14 protein-coding genes and 2 pseudogenes are annotated in these 13,175 nt (G+C 59.0%); 14 read left to right on the top strand and 2 right to left on the bottom strand.

All coding sequences use genetic code 11. From position 1 onward, the window contains the following. Nucleotides 1–188: 188 nt before the first annotated feature. Together aac(3)-IId and DD597_RS24540 are read left to right on the top strand one after the other, a co-directional pair. Nucleotides 189–1,049 (top strand): aminoglycoside N-acetyltransferase AAC(3)-IId, encoded by an 861-nt coding sequence (gene aac(3)-IId, locus DD597_RS24545; RefSeq protein ID WP_000557454.1) that lies wholly within the window; start codon nucleotides 189–191, stop codon nucleotides 1,047–1,049. A 12-nt stretch (nucleotides 1,050–1,061) separates the two neighbouring features. After that, nucleotides 1,062–1,604 (top strand): AAA family ATPase, encoded by a 543-nt coding sequence (locus DD597_RS24540; RefSeq protein ID WP_000587837.1) that lies wholly within the window; start codon nucleotides 1,062–1,064, stop codon nucleotides 1,602–1,604. A gap of 481 nt (nucleotides 1,605–2,085) precedes the next feature. On the opposite strand, the gene DD597_RS24535 is transcribed toward DD597_RS24540, so the two are convergent. Beyond that, nucleotides 2,086–2,277: a hypothetical protein gene (locus tag DD597_RS24535; RefSeq protein ID WP_000951934.1), complete on the bottom strand. Its 192-nt coding sequence runs from the start codon at nucleotides 2,275–2,277 to the stop codon at nucleotides 2,086–2,088. Between the two features lie 23 nt (nucleotides 2,278–2,300). Here DD597_RS24535 and DD597_RS24530 point away from each other — a divergent pair, with 23 nt between their 5' ends. The 4 genes from DD597_RS24530 (at nucleotide 2,301) to DD597_RS24515 (ending at nucleotide 6,881) form a co-directional block, all read left to right on the top strand. Continuing rightward, the gene (locus DD597_RS24530) at nucleotides 2,301–2,528 is read left to right on the top strand and encodes a hypothetical protein (protein WP_000248278.1); all 228 of its coding nucleotides are present in this window, start codon (nucleotides 2,301–2,303) and stop codon (nucleotides 2,526–2,528) included. A gap of 50 nt (nucleotides 2,529–2,578) precedes the next feature. Then, complete coding sequence (locus DD597_RS24525) at nucleotides 2,579–3,715, top strand: DUF3883 domain-containing protein (protein ID WP_000080861.1); 1,137 nt, start codon at nucleotides 2,579–2,581, stop codon at nucleotides 3,713–3,715. 114 nt (nucleotides 3,716–3,829) lie between these two features. Further along, nucleotides 3,830–5,200, top strand: coding sequence for an IS1182-like element ISCfr1 family transposase (locus DD597_RS24520; RefSeq protein ID WP_000971921.1), 1,371 nt, complete (start codon nucleotides 3,830–3,832; stop codon nucleotides 5,198–5,200). Between the two features lie 820 nt (nucleotides 5,201–6,020). Beyond that, nucleotides 6,021–6,881, top strand: coding sequence for a broad-spectrum class A beta-lactamase TEM-1 (locus tag DD597_RS24515; protein WP_000027057.1), 861 nt, complete (start codon nucleotides 6,021–6,023; stop codon nucleotides 6,879–6,881). Between the two features lie 281 nt (nucleotides 6,882–7,162). Here the strand turns inward: DD597_RS24515 and merR are convergent, their stop codons facing one another. Further along, complete coding sequence (merR, locus tag DD597_RS24510; RefSeq protein WP_039267254.1) at nucleotides 7,163–7,597, bottom strand: Hg(II)-responsive transcriptional regulator; 435 nt, start codon at nucleotides 7,595–7,597, stop codon at nucleotides 7,163–7,165. A 71-nt stretch (nucleotides 7,598–7,668) separates the two neighbouring features. Between merR and DD597_RS24505 the strand changes: the two genes are divergently transcribed. The 8 genes and pseudogenes from DD597_RS24505 to DD597_RS24465 form a co-directional block, all read left to right on the top strand. After that, nucleotides 7,669–8,019: a mercuric transport protein MerT gene (locus DD597_RS24505; protein ID WP_001294663.1), complete on the top strand. Its 351-nt coding sequence runs from the start codon at nucleotides 7,669–7,671 to the stop codon at nucleotides 8,017–8,019. A gap of 13 nt (nucleotides 8,020–8,032) precedes the next feature. Continuing rightward, nucleotides 8,033–8,308, top strand: coding sequence for a mercury resistance system periplasmic binding protein MerP (merP, locus tag DD597_RS24500; protein WP_000732292.1), 276 nt, complete (start codon nucleotides 8,033–8,035; stop codon nucleotides 8,306–8,308). A 35-nt stretch (nucleotides 8,309–8,343) separates the two neighbouring features. Beyond that, entirely contained in the window at nucleotides 8,344–8,766 is a 423-nt protein-coding gene (gene merC / locus DD597_RS24495; RefSeq protein ID WP_001447540.1) for an organomercurial transporter MerC, read from the top strand. A gap of 51 nt (nucleotides 8,767–8,817) precedes the next feature. After that, entirely contained in the window at nucleotides 8,818–10,512 is a 1,695-nt protein-coding gene (gene merA, locus DD597_RS24490; protein WP_000105636.1) for a mercury(II) reductase, read from the top strand. Nucleotides 10,513–10,529: 17 nt separating this feature from the next. After that, complete coding sequence (merD, locus tag DD597_RS24485) at nucleotides 10,530–10,892, top strand: mercury resistance co-regulator MerD (RefSeq protein WP_001277456.1); 363 nt, start codon at nucleotides 10,530–10,532, stop codon at nucleotides 10,890–10,892. Then, on the top strand, nucleotides 10,889–11,125 hold the full coding sequence (gene merE, locus DD597_RS24480) for a broad-spectrum mercury transporter MerE (protein WP_000993386.1): 237 nt from the start codon (nucleotides 10,889–10,891) through the stop codon (nucleotides 11,123–11,125). The genes merD and merE overlap by 4 nt, the downstream gene beginning before the upstream one ends. Then, a pseudogene (locus tag DD597_RS24475) lies at nucleotides 11,122–11,769 on the top strand (EAL domain-containing protein); the annotation flags it as partial. The gene merE and the pseudogene DD597_RS24475, both read left to right, overlap by 4 nt. Before the next feature lie 134 nt (nucleotides 11,770–11,903). Next, a pseudogene (locus tag DD597_RS24465) lies at nucleotides 11,904–13,154 on the top strand (transposase); the annotation flags it as partial. Nucleotides 13,155–13,175: the final 21 nt, after the last annotated feature.

Genomic DNA, 13,175 nt, shown 5'->3' with positions numbered 1-13,175 from the left:
GACTATTTGCAACAGTGCCGTTTACTCATATATACTTTAGATTGATTTAAAACTTCATTTTTAATTTAAAAGGATCTAGGTGAAGATCCTTTTTGATAATCTCATGACCAAAATCCCTTAACGTGAGTTTTCGTTCCACTGAGCGTCAGACCCCGTATAGTGTTTTGCAGTTTAGAGGAGATATCGCGATGCATACGCGGAAGGCAATAACGGAGGCGCTTCAAAAACTCGGAGTCCAAACCGGTGACCTCTTGATGGTGCATGCCTCACTTAAAGCGATTGGTCCGGTCGAAGGAGGAGCGGAGACGGTCGTTGCCGCGTTACGCTCCGCGGTTGGGCCGACTGGCACTGTGATGGGATACGCGTCGTGGGACCGATCACCCTACGAGGAGACTCTGAATGGCGCTCGGCTGGATGACGAAGCCCGCCGTACCTGGCTGCCGTTCGATCCCGCAACAGCCGGGACTTACCGTGGGTTCGGCCTGCTGAATCAATTTCTGGTTCAAGCCCCCGGCGCGCGGCGCAGCGCGCACCCCGATGCATCGATGGTCGCGGTTGGTCCGCTGGCTGAAACGCTGACGGAGCCTCACGAACTCGGTCACGCCTTGGGGGAAGGATCGCCCGTCGAGCGGTTCGTTCGCCTTGGCGGGAAGGCCCTGCTGTTGGGTGCGCCGCTAAACTCCGTTACCGCATTGCACTACGCCGAGGCGGTTGCCGATATCCCCAACAAACGGTGGGTGACGTATGAGATGCCGATGCTTGGAAGAGACGGTGAAGTCGCCTGGAAAACGGCATCGGATTACGATTCAAACGGCATTCTCGATTGCTTTGCTATCGAAGGAAAGCCGGATGCGGTTGAAACTATAGCAAATGCTTACGTGAAGCTCGGTCGCCATCGAGAAGGTGTCGTGGGCTTTGCTCAGTGCTACCTGTTCGACGCGCAGGACATCGTGACGTTCGGCGTCACCTATCTTGAGAAGCATTTCGGAACCACTCCGATCGTGCCTCCGCACGAGGCCGTCGAGCGCTCTTGCGAGCCTTCAGGTTAGAGGCCGTCGACAATGATAATCTGGATCAACGGACCTTTCGGCGCCGGAAAGACGACGCTCGCTAAGCGGCTGCGCGATCGGCGTTCCAAATCGCTGATCTTTGACCCCGAGGAAATCGGGTTCGTGGTGAAAGAAACGGTCCCCATGCCAGCGAGCGGAGACTATCAGGATCTCCCCTTGTGGAGGGGACTTACGATCGCGGCGGTCAGGGAGATTCGAAGGAATTACTCGCAGGACATCATCATCCCAATGACGCTCGTGCACCCGGACTATCTGACTGAGATACTCGACGGGGTAAGGCGGATCGACGATCAGCTGCTGCACATCTTTCTGACGCTCAACGAGGACCTATTGCGTCACCGGATCGCGAACCAGACCATGCATCCTGACCCGAATCGAAATGCGGAGATTCGAGAGTGGCGATTAGCGAATGTCGCCCGATGCTTGGCCGCAAGGGAACGGCTTCCATGCACAACCCGTGTTCTCGATAGTGGTGCACACACCAGCGATGAACTCGCAGCGATGGTGCTCGACGGAATCGATGGGCGCACCTGATCGCCTTCGACGCCTGCGCAAAGCGTAGCGCGAGGGTGGCGGGCTCACGACCAAACGCCCAGAGGTCGATCATCGCAGGGATGTTTGGCTTTGTGGTGCGGACGACGGGACTCGAACCCGTACTCTCACAGAGAAGCAGATTTTCGTACCACCTCGACTTTCGCCGCCGTCTGATGACGTTCGTGGTCTGGACTGTCCCTTCGCCATTGCCCGAAGGCTTTAGGCGCCGCCCGTCCAGTCTCTACACCTTCCCCCGAAGGGGCTTGGCTCGGGATTGGCTTAGGGTATTGCCCGTTAGCGTTCCCCGACTTTGAGCGGTTCTACTCCGCGGATTTCCCCGCGGGCACTCCAATTTTAAAGTCTGCTGCGTCTACCGATTTCGCCACGTCCGCCTTTTTTCGCCGTTCCTAGCGCTCGTGCGATGCACCTATGTTGCACCTAGCGCCGAATCGTTCTTCGTCATCCTGAAAAACCACGTCTCCTAAAGCCTTGCATAGCTTATCTTTTCTCCACCACGAACTTTTTTGTGGGATGGTAGAAAAAAAGACTTTTTAAGTCCGCTGGCTTGCCAGGCCTTGTTAGCTTGTACGGTCATGGTTATCGGGTAAAGAATATTGACGGCATCGCTGGTGTCGGTGGCTGAAAAGCCGGCTCCCATCAGGGCAATAGCCATTTCAGATGCAGGCGTACAGGGCAATGGTCAACAGCTACAGCCTGTCTGACGATTCCGGCGTCATGGCTGCGGCGGCTATCACGCATTTTTTGTTCGGTCAGGCGGTGTTTTCGTACCTCAATGGTTGGAGCGTGTTGATCGGACCTGGTACAGGTTTGGACAGCACGGGCTGCAAATACGCAAGGGATTTAATGGGCCTGGTGGCGTTCACGGCTTTTATCGTGACGTTTCTGTTCAGGGGCTACTCATAATCTCGTGGCTCGGCGGTTCCCGGCACACCATGACAGTAAGGAAGGACCCTGTGTCTCAACTCTCCCAGCTTCGAAGCCCCGCCGCCGTGCAGGCTGCCATCGATGAGTTCGTGCAACTGGGCCGCACGAAATTCCTGGCGCGCCACGGCTACGGCAAGTCCCGCGACTTCCTGGTACGTGATCCGAAGACCGGCACCGATTGCGATTCCAAGGCCATCGCCGGTGTGGCCTTCGGCAAGCAATTTCCCGAGCAGGGCCCGCTCACTGCTGACAGCTTCTCCGGTGGCGAGACGACCGTCGTTCCGGCGCTGACGCGGCTCGGGTTTCGCATCATTCGCATCGGCGAAGACTGGTCCGAAGAAGAGGTCCTGGCCACGGTCGAAGACTATTTCGACATGCTGCGTGCCGAGGCGGCTGGGGAGCCGTACCACAAGTCCGAGCACAACCAGGCACTGCGCCAACTGCTGAACGGTCGCAGCAAGTCTTCAGTCGAGCTCAAGCACCAGAACATTAGCGCCGTACTCGATGCCCTGGGCCTGCCCTATATCAACGGCTACAAGCCACGCGGCAACAGCCAACTGCTGCTGCGTAAATCCGTACACGCCTACGTTCTGGAACATCAGCAGACGGTCGGCGCTCTTGTCGATGCCCTGGAGGAGGTAAAACTTCCGGGTGACAAAACCTACCGAGCGGCTTTGGTAGAACCACCCGCCCGTGAAGTGCTTGTGCGTACCCCGGCATCTCTACGGCAACGCCTACCGCGAAAGTTCGATTATGCCGCTCGCGATGAAGCCAACCGCAAGCTGGGCCGGGCAGGGGAGCAGTGGGTGATTGGCTACGAACAGCAACGCCTGACCGAGCTCGGCCACCCAGAGCTTTTTCAGCGGCTGGATTGGGTGTCCGACACCCAGGGAGACGGTGCGGGGTTCGACATCCTGTCGTTCGAAGAGGACGCCCATGAGCGCTTCATCGAGGTGAAAACCACCAATGGCGGGGTAGGCTCGTCTTTCTTGGTCAGCCACAACGAACTCGAATTCTCCAAGGAGGCGGGCGATCAATTCCATCTGTATCGCGTGTTCCAGTTTCGGGACGGTCCGCGCCTGTTCACGCTACCCGGCGACCTCAGCCAACATGTGCATCTCAAGCCGACGGACTACCGGGCGAGTTTCCGGAGTTTGGTGGGGTAAAGGCAGGGTTCTGTTGAGCCGAATGGCTGTGTGCGGCCGATTCTGTTGAAAAAGTAGCGGCCTCCCCATGCCGTTGGCAAAATTGCTTTGTCAGCGAGCGTGGGGGCGAACAGCATGATGGGACAGTTACCGGGAGGACAGCAGCGCCTGTTCTACTCGTTCAATCTGGAAGATCACGTCCCGGCCCAACATCTCCTGCGCAGCATCGACCAGTGCTTGGATCTCAGTGATCTACGTGCCTACCTGGCAGATTTCTATAGCCCCATCGGGCGTCCCTCGATTGACCCGGAGTTGATGGTGCGCATGCTGGTCGTCGGCTACTGCTATGGCATTCGTTCCGAGCGGCGATTGTGCGAAGAGGTGCACCTGAACCTGGCCTATCGCTGGTTCTGCCGGTTGGGTCTGGAAGACGAAGTCCCCAATCACTCGACCTTCTCGAAGAATCGCCATGGGCGTTTTCGTGACAGCGATCTATTCCGCTGGTTATTCAATGAGGTGCTGCGGCGCTGCATGGCAGCCGGCCTAGTCAAGGGTGAAGGTTTCGCCGTCGACGCCAGCATCATTAAGGCGGATGCCAGCCGGCAACGTGGGGTGGCGGGAGATGAGGTCGATTGGAACGATCCAAAGCTCAGCAGCCGCGCAGTGCGCGAGTACCTCGAAGCCCTTGATGAAGAGGCGCTGGCTGAGGCTCTTCCCAAGAAAATTTCGCTCACTGATCCTCAGTCCCGTTGGACAGCAGCGCCAGGTGGCCCGGCCTTTTTTGCCTACTCCACGAATTACCTGATCGACACTGAGCACGGTGTGATCATGGACGTGGAAGCTACCCCGGCGCACCGTACCGCCGAAGTCGATTCGACTAGGACGATGGTCGAGCGTGTCGAGGCGCAGTTCGATCTCACACCGGAACGCCTTATCGGCGATACCGCTTATGGCACCGCCCCGATGCTGGCCTGGATGGTCGAAGAAAAGGACATCGAACCGCATGTGCCGGTGTGGGACAAGACCGAGCGCAAGGACGACAGCCTCTCCAGTAACGACTTTCACTGGAGTCAGGACGCCAATGAATATCGCTGCCCAGCCGGCAAACCGCTACGCAGTGAATGGCGCGCCTTCACCCAGCAAAGGTCGCGGGTAACTAAGGCCAAAACCGTCATTTACCGCTCCAGCCAAACCGACTGCGCCACCTGCCCGTTGAAAGCGAAATGCTGCCCCAACACGCCGAATCGGAAGATCGTCCGCAGCATCCATGAGGCTGCCCGCGACGTGGCTCGACGCATCGCCAAGACACCGGAGTACCTCGTCTCTCGCTGCGAACGAAAGAAGGTGGAGATGCTTTTCGCCCACCTCAAACGGATCATGAAACTCGACCGTTTACGACTGCGTGGCCTAACGGGTGCCACTGACGAATTCACCTTGGCTGCGATGGTGCAGAACCTGCGCCGCATGGCCAAGCTTTTGCCTCAAGGGCCACCGCTGACGGGATAGGTATGCCTGCTACGAGCAGAAACCCTCAAATTAACCCTTAAACCTGAGCAAGGACGCTCAGTGAAACGCCGGAAGGCAACTTGAAGTGGCTTGCAGCCACTTCGACAGCAGGCACACCTGATCGGCAGGCTGCCGCTAAAGCTACTTTTTCAACAGAATCGGCCGATTTGTGCCGGTCGTCAAGGACCGCTTCGGATCACTCTCAACCGGATCGCGGGCCAGCTGATTTGCTAAAACCCGCGCCAAACTCAACGAAGGATTTCGCATGATCCGTTTTTTTTGGCGATCACGCTCGGCCTGATGGTTGGCTGCTCGTCGAGTTCAAGTTCGATCTGATCAGTGAGCGGTAGCGCAAGTGGATCGCCTCAGCCAAGCAGCGTTGTTGCCGGCGGCCGGAAGAAAGCCTTGAACTAGTAGCGGAAAGGATGAAACTTTATTTTTACGATTCTCAGCATTTTCCAAGGTTGAGCGAAAATTAGGATGATACTTTAATGATTCCGGCCTCCATCCCCACAAAACGCTTGCAGATGGCAGAATTGAAATAAGTCATTGTTTTAAATGGATTTTTGCAGGAATTGCTACGTTGCAGGGTCCTGTAGTTAGGATGACACTTTATTTTCCTCCCACAGGCCTCGTGATACGCCTATTTTTATAGGTTAATGTCATGATAATAATGGTTTCTTAGACGTCAGGTGGCACTTTTCGGGGAAATGTGCGCGGAACCCCTATTTGTTTATTTTTCTAAATACATTCAAATATGTATCCGCTCATGAGACAATAACCCTGGTAAATGCTTCAATAATATTGAAAAAGGAAGAGTATGAGTATTCAACATTTTCGTGTCGCCCTTATTCCCTTTTTTGCGGCATTTTGCCTTCCTGTTTTTGCTCACCCAGAAACGCTGGTGAAAGTAAAAGATGCTGAAGATCAGTTGGGTGCACGAGTGGGTTACATCGAACTGGATCTCAACAGCGGTAAGATTCTTGAGAGTTTTCGCCCCGAAGAACGTTTTCCAATGATGAGCACTTTTAAAGTTCTGCTATGTGGTGCGGTATTATCCCGTGTTGACGCCGGGCAAGAGCAACTCGGTCGCCGCATACACTATTCTCAGAATGACTTGGTTGAGTACTCACCAGTCACAGAAAAGCATCTTACGGATGGCATGACAGTAAGAGAATTATGCAGTGCTGCCATAACCATGAGTGATAACACTGCTGCCAACTTACTTCTGACAACGATCGGAGGACCGAAGGAGCTAACCGCTTTTTTGCACAACATGGGGGATCATGTAACTCGCCTTGATCGTTGGGAACCGGAGCTGAATGAAGCCATACCAAACGACGAGCGTGACACCACGATGCCTGCAGCAATGGCAACAACGTTGCGCAAACTATTAACTGGCGAACTACTTACTCTAGCTTCCCGGCAACAATTAATAGACTGGATGGAGGCGGATAAAGTTGCAGGACCACTTCTGCGCTCGGCCCTTCCGGCTGGCTGGTTTATTGCTGATAAATCTGGAGCCGGTGAGCGTGGGTCTCGCGGTATCATTGCAGCACTGGGGCCAGATGGTAAGCCCTCCCGTATCGTAGTTATCTACACGACGGGGAGTCAGGCAACTATGGATGAACGAAATAGACAGATCGCTGAGATAGGTGCCTCACTGATTAAGCATTGGTAACTGTCAGACCAAGTTTACTCATATATACTTTAGATTGATTTAAAACTTCATTTTTAATTTAAAAGGATCTAGGTGAAGATCCTTTTTGATAATCTCATGACCAAAATCCCTTAACGTGAGTTTTCGTTCCACTGAGCGTCAGACCCCTTATCTGAACATAAAACACTATCAATAAGTTGGAGTCATTACCCCCCGGACGAGTGGGAATCCATGGTAGGGATTTTTACCGAAATGGAAGAACACTATTAGGGGGCACCTCAGAAAACGGAAAATAAAGCACGCTAAGGCATAGCTGACCTTGCCAGGCCTGCTTCGCCCTGTAGTGACGCGATCAACGGGCAGGAAACATTCCCCTTTCGTGCATGGCAGGCGCACACGAGTTCAGACAGCACGGTTTCCATGCGCGCCAAGTCGGCCATCTTCTCGCGCACGTCCTTGAGCTTGTGTTCGGCCAGGCTGCTGGCCTCCTCGCAGTGGGTGCCATCGTCGAGCTGCAACAGCTCGGCAATCTCGTCCAGACTGAACCCCAGCCGCTGTGCCGATTTCACGAATTTCACCCGAACCACGTCCGCCTCCCCATAGCGGCGGATGCTGCCGTAAGGCTTGTCCGGTTCCCGCAACAGGCCCTTGCGCTGATAGAAGCGGATTGTCTCCACGTTGACCCCGGCCGCCTTGGCAAAAACGCCAATGGTCAGGTTTTCCAAATTATTTTCCATATCGCTTGACTCCGTACATGAGTACGGAAGTAAGGTTACGCTATCCAATCCAAATTCAAAAGGGCCAACGTATGTCTGAACCACAAAACGGGCGCGGTGCGCTCTTCGCCGGCGGGCTGGCCGCCATTCTTGCATCGACCTGCTGCCTGGGGCCGCTAGTACTGGTCGCCCTGGGCTTCTCCGGTGCTTGGATCGGCAACCTGACGGTGCTGGAACCCTATCGACCGTTGTTCATCGGCGCGGCGCTAGTGGCGCTGTTCTTCGCCTGGAAGCGGATTTACCGGCCCGTGCAGGCATGCAAGCCAGGTGAGGTCTGCGCGATTCCGCAGGTGCGCGCCACCTACAAGCTGATTTTCTGGATCGTGGCCGTGCTGGTCCTGGTCGCGCTTGGATTTCCCTATGTCGTTCCATTTTTCTATTAACCAGGAGTTCATCATGAAGAAACTGTTTGCCTCCCTTGCCCTCGCCGCCGCTGTTGCCCCGGTGTGGGCCGCTACCCAGACCGTCACGCTAGCGGTTCCCGGCATGACTTGCGCCGCCTGCCCGATCACAGTCAAGAAAGCGCTCTCCAAGGTCGAAGGCGTGAGCAAGGTCGATGTGGGCTTCGAGAAGCGCGAGGCCGTCGTCACTTTTGACGACACCAAGGCCAGCGTACAGAAGCTGACCAAGGCCACCGCAGACGCCGGCTATCCGTCCAGCGTCAAGCAGTGAGCCAGCAAGCCAACGACAACAGCGAGAGCCGCTTCATGGGACTGATGACACGCATTGCCGATAAAACCGGCGCGCTCGGCAGCGTCGTTTCCGCGATGGGCTGCGCCGCCTGCTTTCCAGCCCTCGCCAGCTTCGGCGCGGCCATCGGGCTGGGCTTCTTGAGCCAGTACGAGGGACTGTTCATCAGCCGCCTGCTGCCGCTGTTTGCCGCGCTGGCCTTCCTGGCGAACGCGCTGGGTTGGTTCAGTCATCGGCAATGGCTGCGCAGTCTGCTCGGCATGATCGGCCCGGCCATCGTGTTTGCGGCCACGGTCTGGCTGCTCGGCAACTGGTGGACGGCGAACCTGATGTACGTCGGCCTGGCCTTGATGATTGGGGTGTCGATCTGGGACTTCGTGTCGCCGGCGCATCGCCGTTGCGGACTGGACGGCTGCGAACTCCCCGCCAAGCGCTTGTGAAAGACGGCTGACCGTGCGACACGGCGGCCCACACGAATAAGGAACGATGGTATGAGCACTCTCAAAATCACCGGCATGACTTGCGACTCGTGCGCAGTGCATGTCAAGGACGCCCTGGAGAAAGTGCCCGGCGTGCAATCAGCGGATGTCTCCTACGCCAAGGGCAGCGCCAAGCTCGCCATTGAGGTCGGCACGTCACCCGACGCGCTGACGGCCGCTGTAGCTGGACTCGGTTATCGGGCCACGCTGGCCGATGCCCCCTCAGTTTCGACGCCGGGCGGATTGCTCGACAAGATGCGCGATCTGCTGGGCAGAAACGACAAGACGGGTAGCAGCGGCGCATTGCATATCGCCGTCATCGGCAGCGGCGGGGCCGCGATGGCAGCGGCGCTGAAGGCCGTCGAGCAAGGCGCACGTGTCACGCTGATCGAGCGCGGCACCATCGGCGGCACCTGCGTCAATGTCGGTTGTGTGCCGTCCAAGATCATGATCCGCGCCGCCCATATCGCCCATCTGCGCCGGGAAAGCCCGTTCGATGGCGGCATCGCCGCTACCACGCCGACCATCCAGCGCACGGCGCTGCTGGCCCAGCAGCAGGCCCGCGTCGATGAACTGCGCCACGCCAAGTACGAAGGCATCTTGGAGGGCAATCCGGCGATCACTGTGCTGCACGGCTCCGCCCGCTTTAAGGACAATCGCAACCTGATCGTGCAACTCAACGACGGCGGCGAGCGCGTGGTGGCATTCGACCGCTGCCTGATCGCCACCGGCGCGAGCCCGGCCGTGCCGCCGATTCCCGGCCTGAAAGACACTCCGTACTGGACTTCCACTGAAGCGCTGGTCAGCGAGACGATTCCTAAGCGCCTGGCCGTGATTGGCTCATCAGTGGTGGCGCTGGAGCTGGCGCAGGCGTTCGCCCGACTCGGAGCGAAGGTGACGATCCTGGCTCGCAGCACGCTGTTCTTCCGCGAAGACCCAGCTATAGGCGAAGCCGTCACGGCCGCATTCCGCATGGAGGGCATCGAGGTGAGGGAACACACCCAGGCCAGCCAGGTCGCGTATATCAATGGTGAAGGGGACGGCGAATTCGTGCTCACCACGGCGCACGGCGAACTGCGCGCCGACAAGCTGCTGGTCGCCACCGGCCGCGCGCCCAACACACGCAAGCTGGCACTGGATGCGACGGGCGTCACGCTCACCCCGCAAGGCGCTATCGTCATCGACCCCGGCATGCGTACAAGCGTGGAACACATCTACGCCGCAGGCGACTGCACCGACCAGCCGCAGTTCGTCTATGTGGCGGCAGCGGCCGGCACTCGCGCCGCGATCAACATGACCGGCGGTGACGCGGCCCTGAACCTGACCGCGATGCCGGCCGTGGTGTTCACCGACCCGCAAGTGGCGACCGTAGGCTACAGCGAGGCGGAAGCGCACCATGACGGCATCAAAACTGATAGTCGCACGCTAACGCTGGACAACGTGCCGCGCGCGCTCGCCAACTTCGACACGCGCGGCTTCATCAAACTGGTGGTTGAAGAAGGCAGCGGACGACTGATCGGCGTGCAGGCAGTGGCCCCGGAAGCGGGCGAACTGATCCAGACGGCCGCACTGGCGATTCGCAACCGGATGACGGTGCAGGAACTGGCCGACCAGTTGTTCCCCTACCTGACGATGGTCGAAGGGTTGAAGCTCGCGGCGCAGACCTTCAACAAGGATGTGAAGCAGCTTTCCTGCTGCGCCGGGTGAGGACAAGGAGGTGTGCGATGAGCGCCTACACGGTATCGCAACTGGCCCATAACGCTGGGGTGAGCGTACATATCGTGCGCGACTACCTGGTGCGCGGCTTGTTACGGCCGGTGGCCTGCACCACGGGCGGCTACGGCGTGTTCGACGATGCGGCCTTGCAACGGCTGTGCTTCGTGCGCGCGGCCTTCGAGGCGGGTATCGGCCTGGATGCCCTGGCGCGGCTGTGCCGTGCGCTCGACGCAGCGGACGGCGCACAAGCCGCAGCGCAGCTTGCCGTGCTGCGCCAGTTGGTCGAGCGGCGGCGCGCGGCGTTGGCCCATCTGGACGCGCAACTGGCCTCCATGCCAGCCGAGCGGGCGCACGAGGAGGCATTGCCGTGAACGCCCCTGACAAACTGCCGCCCGAGACGCGCCAACCCGTTTCCGGCTACCTGTGGGGTGCGCTGGCCGTGTTGACCTGCCCCTGCCATCTGCCGATTCTCGCCGCCGTGCTGGCCGGGACGACCGCCGGTGCCTTCCTTGGCGAGCATTGGGGTGTTGCCGCGCTCGCGCTGACCGGCTTGTTCGTTCTGGCCGTAACGCGGCTGCTGCGCGCCTTCCGGGGCGGATCATGACGAGTTCGCAGCCCGCCGGATGGACGGCGGCCGAGTTGGCGCAGGCGGCGGCGCGCGGACAGCTTGACCTGCATTACCAGCCGCTGGTCGATCTGCGCGATCACCGGATCGCTGGCGCGGAAGCGTTGATGCGCTGGCGGCATCCGAGGCTTGGCCTGTTGCCGCCCGGCCAGTTCCTGCCGCTGGCCGAGTCGTTCGGCCTGATGCCGGAAATAGGCGCGTGGGTGCTGGGCGAGGCCTGTCGCCAGATGCACAAGTGGCAAGGACCGGCATGGCAACCGTTCCGTCTTGCCATCAATGTGTCCGCCAGCCAGGTTGGGCCAACGTTCGACGACGAGGTAAAGCGGGTGCTGGCCGATATGGCCCTGCCCGCCGAGCTTCTGGAGATCGAACTGACCGAATCGGTCGCATTCGGCAATCCAGCCCTGTTCGCCAGTTTCGACGCCTTGCGCGCCATCGGCGTGCGCTTCGCCGCCGACGACTTCGGCACCGGCTATTCCTGCCTGCAACATCTGAAATGCTGCCCCATCACCACATTGAAAATCGACCAATCCTTTGTCGCCAGGCTCCCGGATGATGCCCGTGACCAAACTATCGTGCGGGCGGTGATCCAGCTCGCGCACGGGCTGGGCATGGATGTCATTTTCAGAAGACGACTGCACCAGTTGATTGGGCGTAATGGCTGTTGTGCAGCCAGCTCCTGACAGTTCAATATCAGAAGTGATCTGCACCAATCTCGACTATGCTCAATACTCGTGTGCACCAAAGCGAGGTGAGCATGGCGACGGACACCCCACGGATTCCAGAACAAGGCGTGGCCACTCTGCCTGATGAGGCTTGGGAGCGTGCGCGCCGTCGTGCGGAGATCATCAGTCCGTTGGCGCAGTCGGAGACGGTCGGGCACGAAGCGGCCGATATGGCGGCTCAGGCGCTGGGCTTGTCTCGGCGCCAGGTATACGTTCTGATCCGGCGTGCCCGGCAAGGCAGCGGCCTCGTGACGGATCTGGTGCCCGGCCAGTCCGGTGGAGGTAAAGGTAAGGGGCGCTTGCCGGAACCGGTCGAGCGCGTCATCCACGAGCTACTGCAAAAGCGGTTCCTGACCAAGCAGAAGCGCAGCCTAGCGGCCTTTCACCGCGAAGTCACTCAGGTGTGCAAGGCTCAAAAACTGCGAGTGCCGGCGCGCAATACCGTGGCCTTACGGATCGCTAGCCTTGACCCGCGCAAGGTCATCCGCCGGCGGGAAGGCCAGGATGCCGCTCGTGACCTACAAGGTGTGGGCGGCGAGCCTCCTGCCGTGACCGCGCCGCTGGAGCAGGTGCAGATAGACCATACGGTCATCGACCTGATCGTGGTCGATGACCGCGACCGGCAACCTATTGGCCGCCCGTACCTGACCCTCGCCATCGACGTGTTCACCCGCTGCGTGCTCGGCATGGTCGTCACGCTGGAAGCGCCGTCTGCCGTTTCGGTTGGCCTGTGCCTCGTGCATGTCGCCTGCGACAAGCGCCCTTGGCTGGAAGGACTGAACGTGGAAATGGATTGGCAGATGAGCGGCAAGCCCTTGCTGCTCTACCTAGACAACGCGGCCGAGTTCAAGAGCGAGGCCCTGCGCCGGGGTTGCGAGCAGCATGGCATCCGGCTGGACTATCGCCCGCTGGGACAGCCGCACTATGGCGGCATCGTGGAACGGATCATCGGCACGGCGATGCAGATGATTCACGACGAACTGCCGGGAACGACCTTCTCCAACCCTGACCAGCGCGGCGACTACGATTCCGAAAACAAGGCCGCCCTGACGCTGCGCGAGCTAGAGCGCTGGCTCACATTGGCGGTCGGCACCTACCACGGTTCGGTGCACAACGGCCTGCTCCAACCGCCGGCCGCGCGCTGGGCCGAGGCCGTGGCGCGTGTCGGCGTACCGGCCGTCGTCACACGCGCTACTTCGTTCCTGGTCGATTTTCTGCCGATCCTCCGGCGCACGCTGACCCGCACCGGCTTTGTCATCGACCACATCCACTACTACGCCGATGGGCACTGTTGCAAATAGTCG

Origin of the sequence: Enterobacter cloacae complex sp. 677-3DZ2D5B (genome assembly GCF_004136695.1) — a bacterium.
Classification (GTDB): domain Bacteria; phylum Pseudomonadota; class Gammaproteobacteria; order Enterobacterales; family Enterobacteriaceae; genus Enterobacter; species Enterobacter hormaechei_C.
Note: the sequence above shows the minus strand (reverse complement) of the source record. Positions and strands in the feature narration are given on the sequence as shown.

What these genes read in the sequence shown, in the direction of transcription:
- DD597_RS24540 (WP_000587837.1), top strand. Translation starts at nt 1,062, where the DNA reads ATGATAATCTGGATCAACGGACCTTTCGGCGCCGGAAAGACGACGCTC.
- DD597_RS24535 (WP_000951934.1), bottom strand. Translation starts at nt 2,277, where the DNA reads ATGGCTATTGCCCTGATGGGAGCCGGCTTTTCAGCCACCGACACCAGC.
- DD597_RS24530 (WP_000248278.1), top strand. Translation starts at nt 2,301, where the DNA reads ATGGTCAACAGCTACAGCCTGTCTGACGATTCCGGCGTCATGGCTGCG.
- DD597_RS24520 (WP_000971921.1), top strand. Translation starts at nt 3,830, where the DNA reads ATGATGGGACAGTTACCGGGAGGACAGCAGCGCCTGTTCTACTCGTTC.
- DD597_RS24515 (WP_000027057.1), top strand. Translation starts at nt 6,021, where the DNA reads ATGAGTATTCAACATTTTCGTGTCGCCCTTATTCCCTTTTTTGCGGCA.
- merR (WP_039267254.1), bottom strand. Translation starts at nt 7,597, where the DNA reads ATGGAAAATAATTTGGAAAACCTGACCATTGGCGTTTTTGCCAAGGCG.
- DD597_RS24505 (WP_001294663.1), top strand. Translation starts at nt 7,669, where the DNA reads ATGTCTGAACCACAAAACGGGCGCGGTGCGCTCTTCGCCGGCGGGCTG.
- merP (WP_000732292.1), top strand. Translation starts at nt 8,033, where the DNA reads ATGAAGAAACTGTTTGCCTCCCTTGCCCTCGCCGCCGCTGTTGCCCCG.
- merC (WP_001447540.1), top strand. Translation starts at nt 8,344, where the DNA reads ATGGGACTGATGACACGCATTGCCGATAAAACCGGCGCGCTCGGCAGC.
- merA (WP_000105636.1), top strand. Translation starts at nt 8,818, where the DNA reads ATGAGCACTCTCAAAATCACCGGCATGACTTGCGACTCGTGCGCAGTG.
- merD (WP_001277456.1), top strand. Translation starts at nt 10,530, where the DNA reads ATGAGCGCCTACACGGTATCGCAACTGGCCCATAACGCTGGGGTGAGC.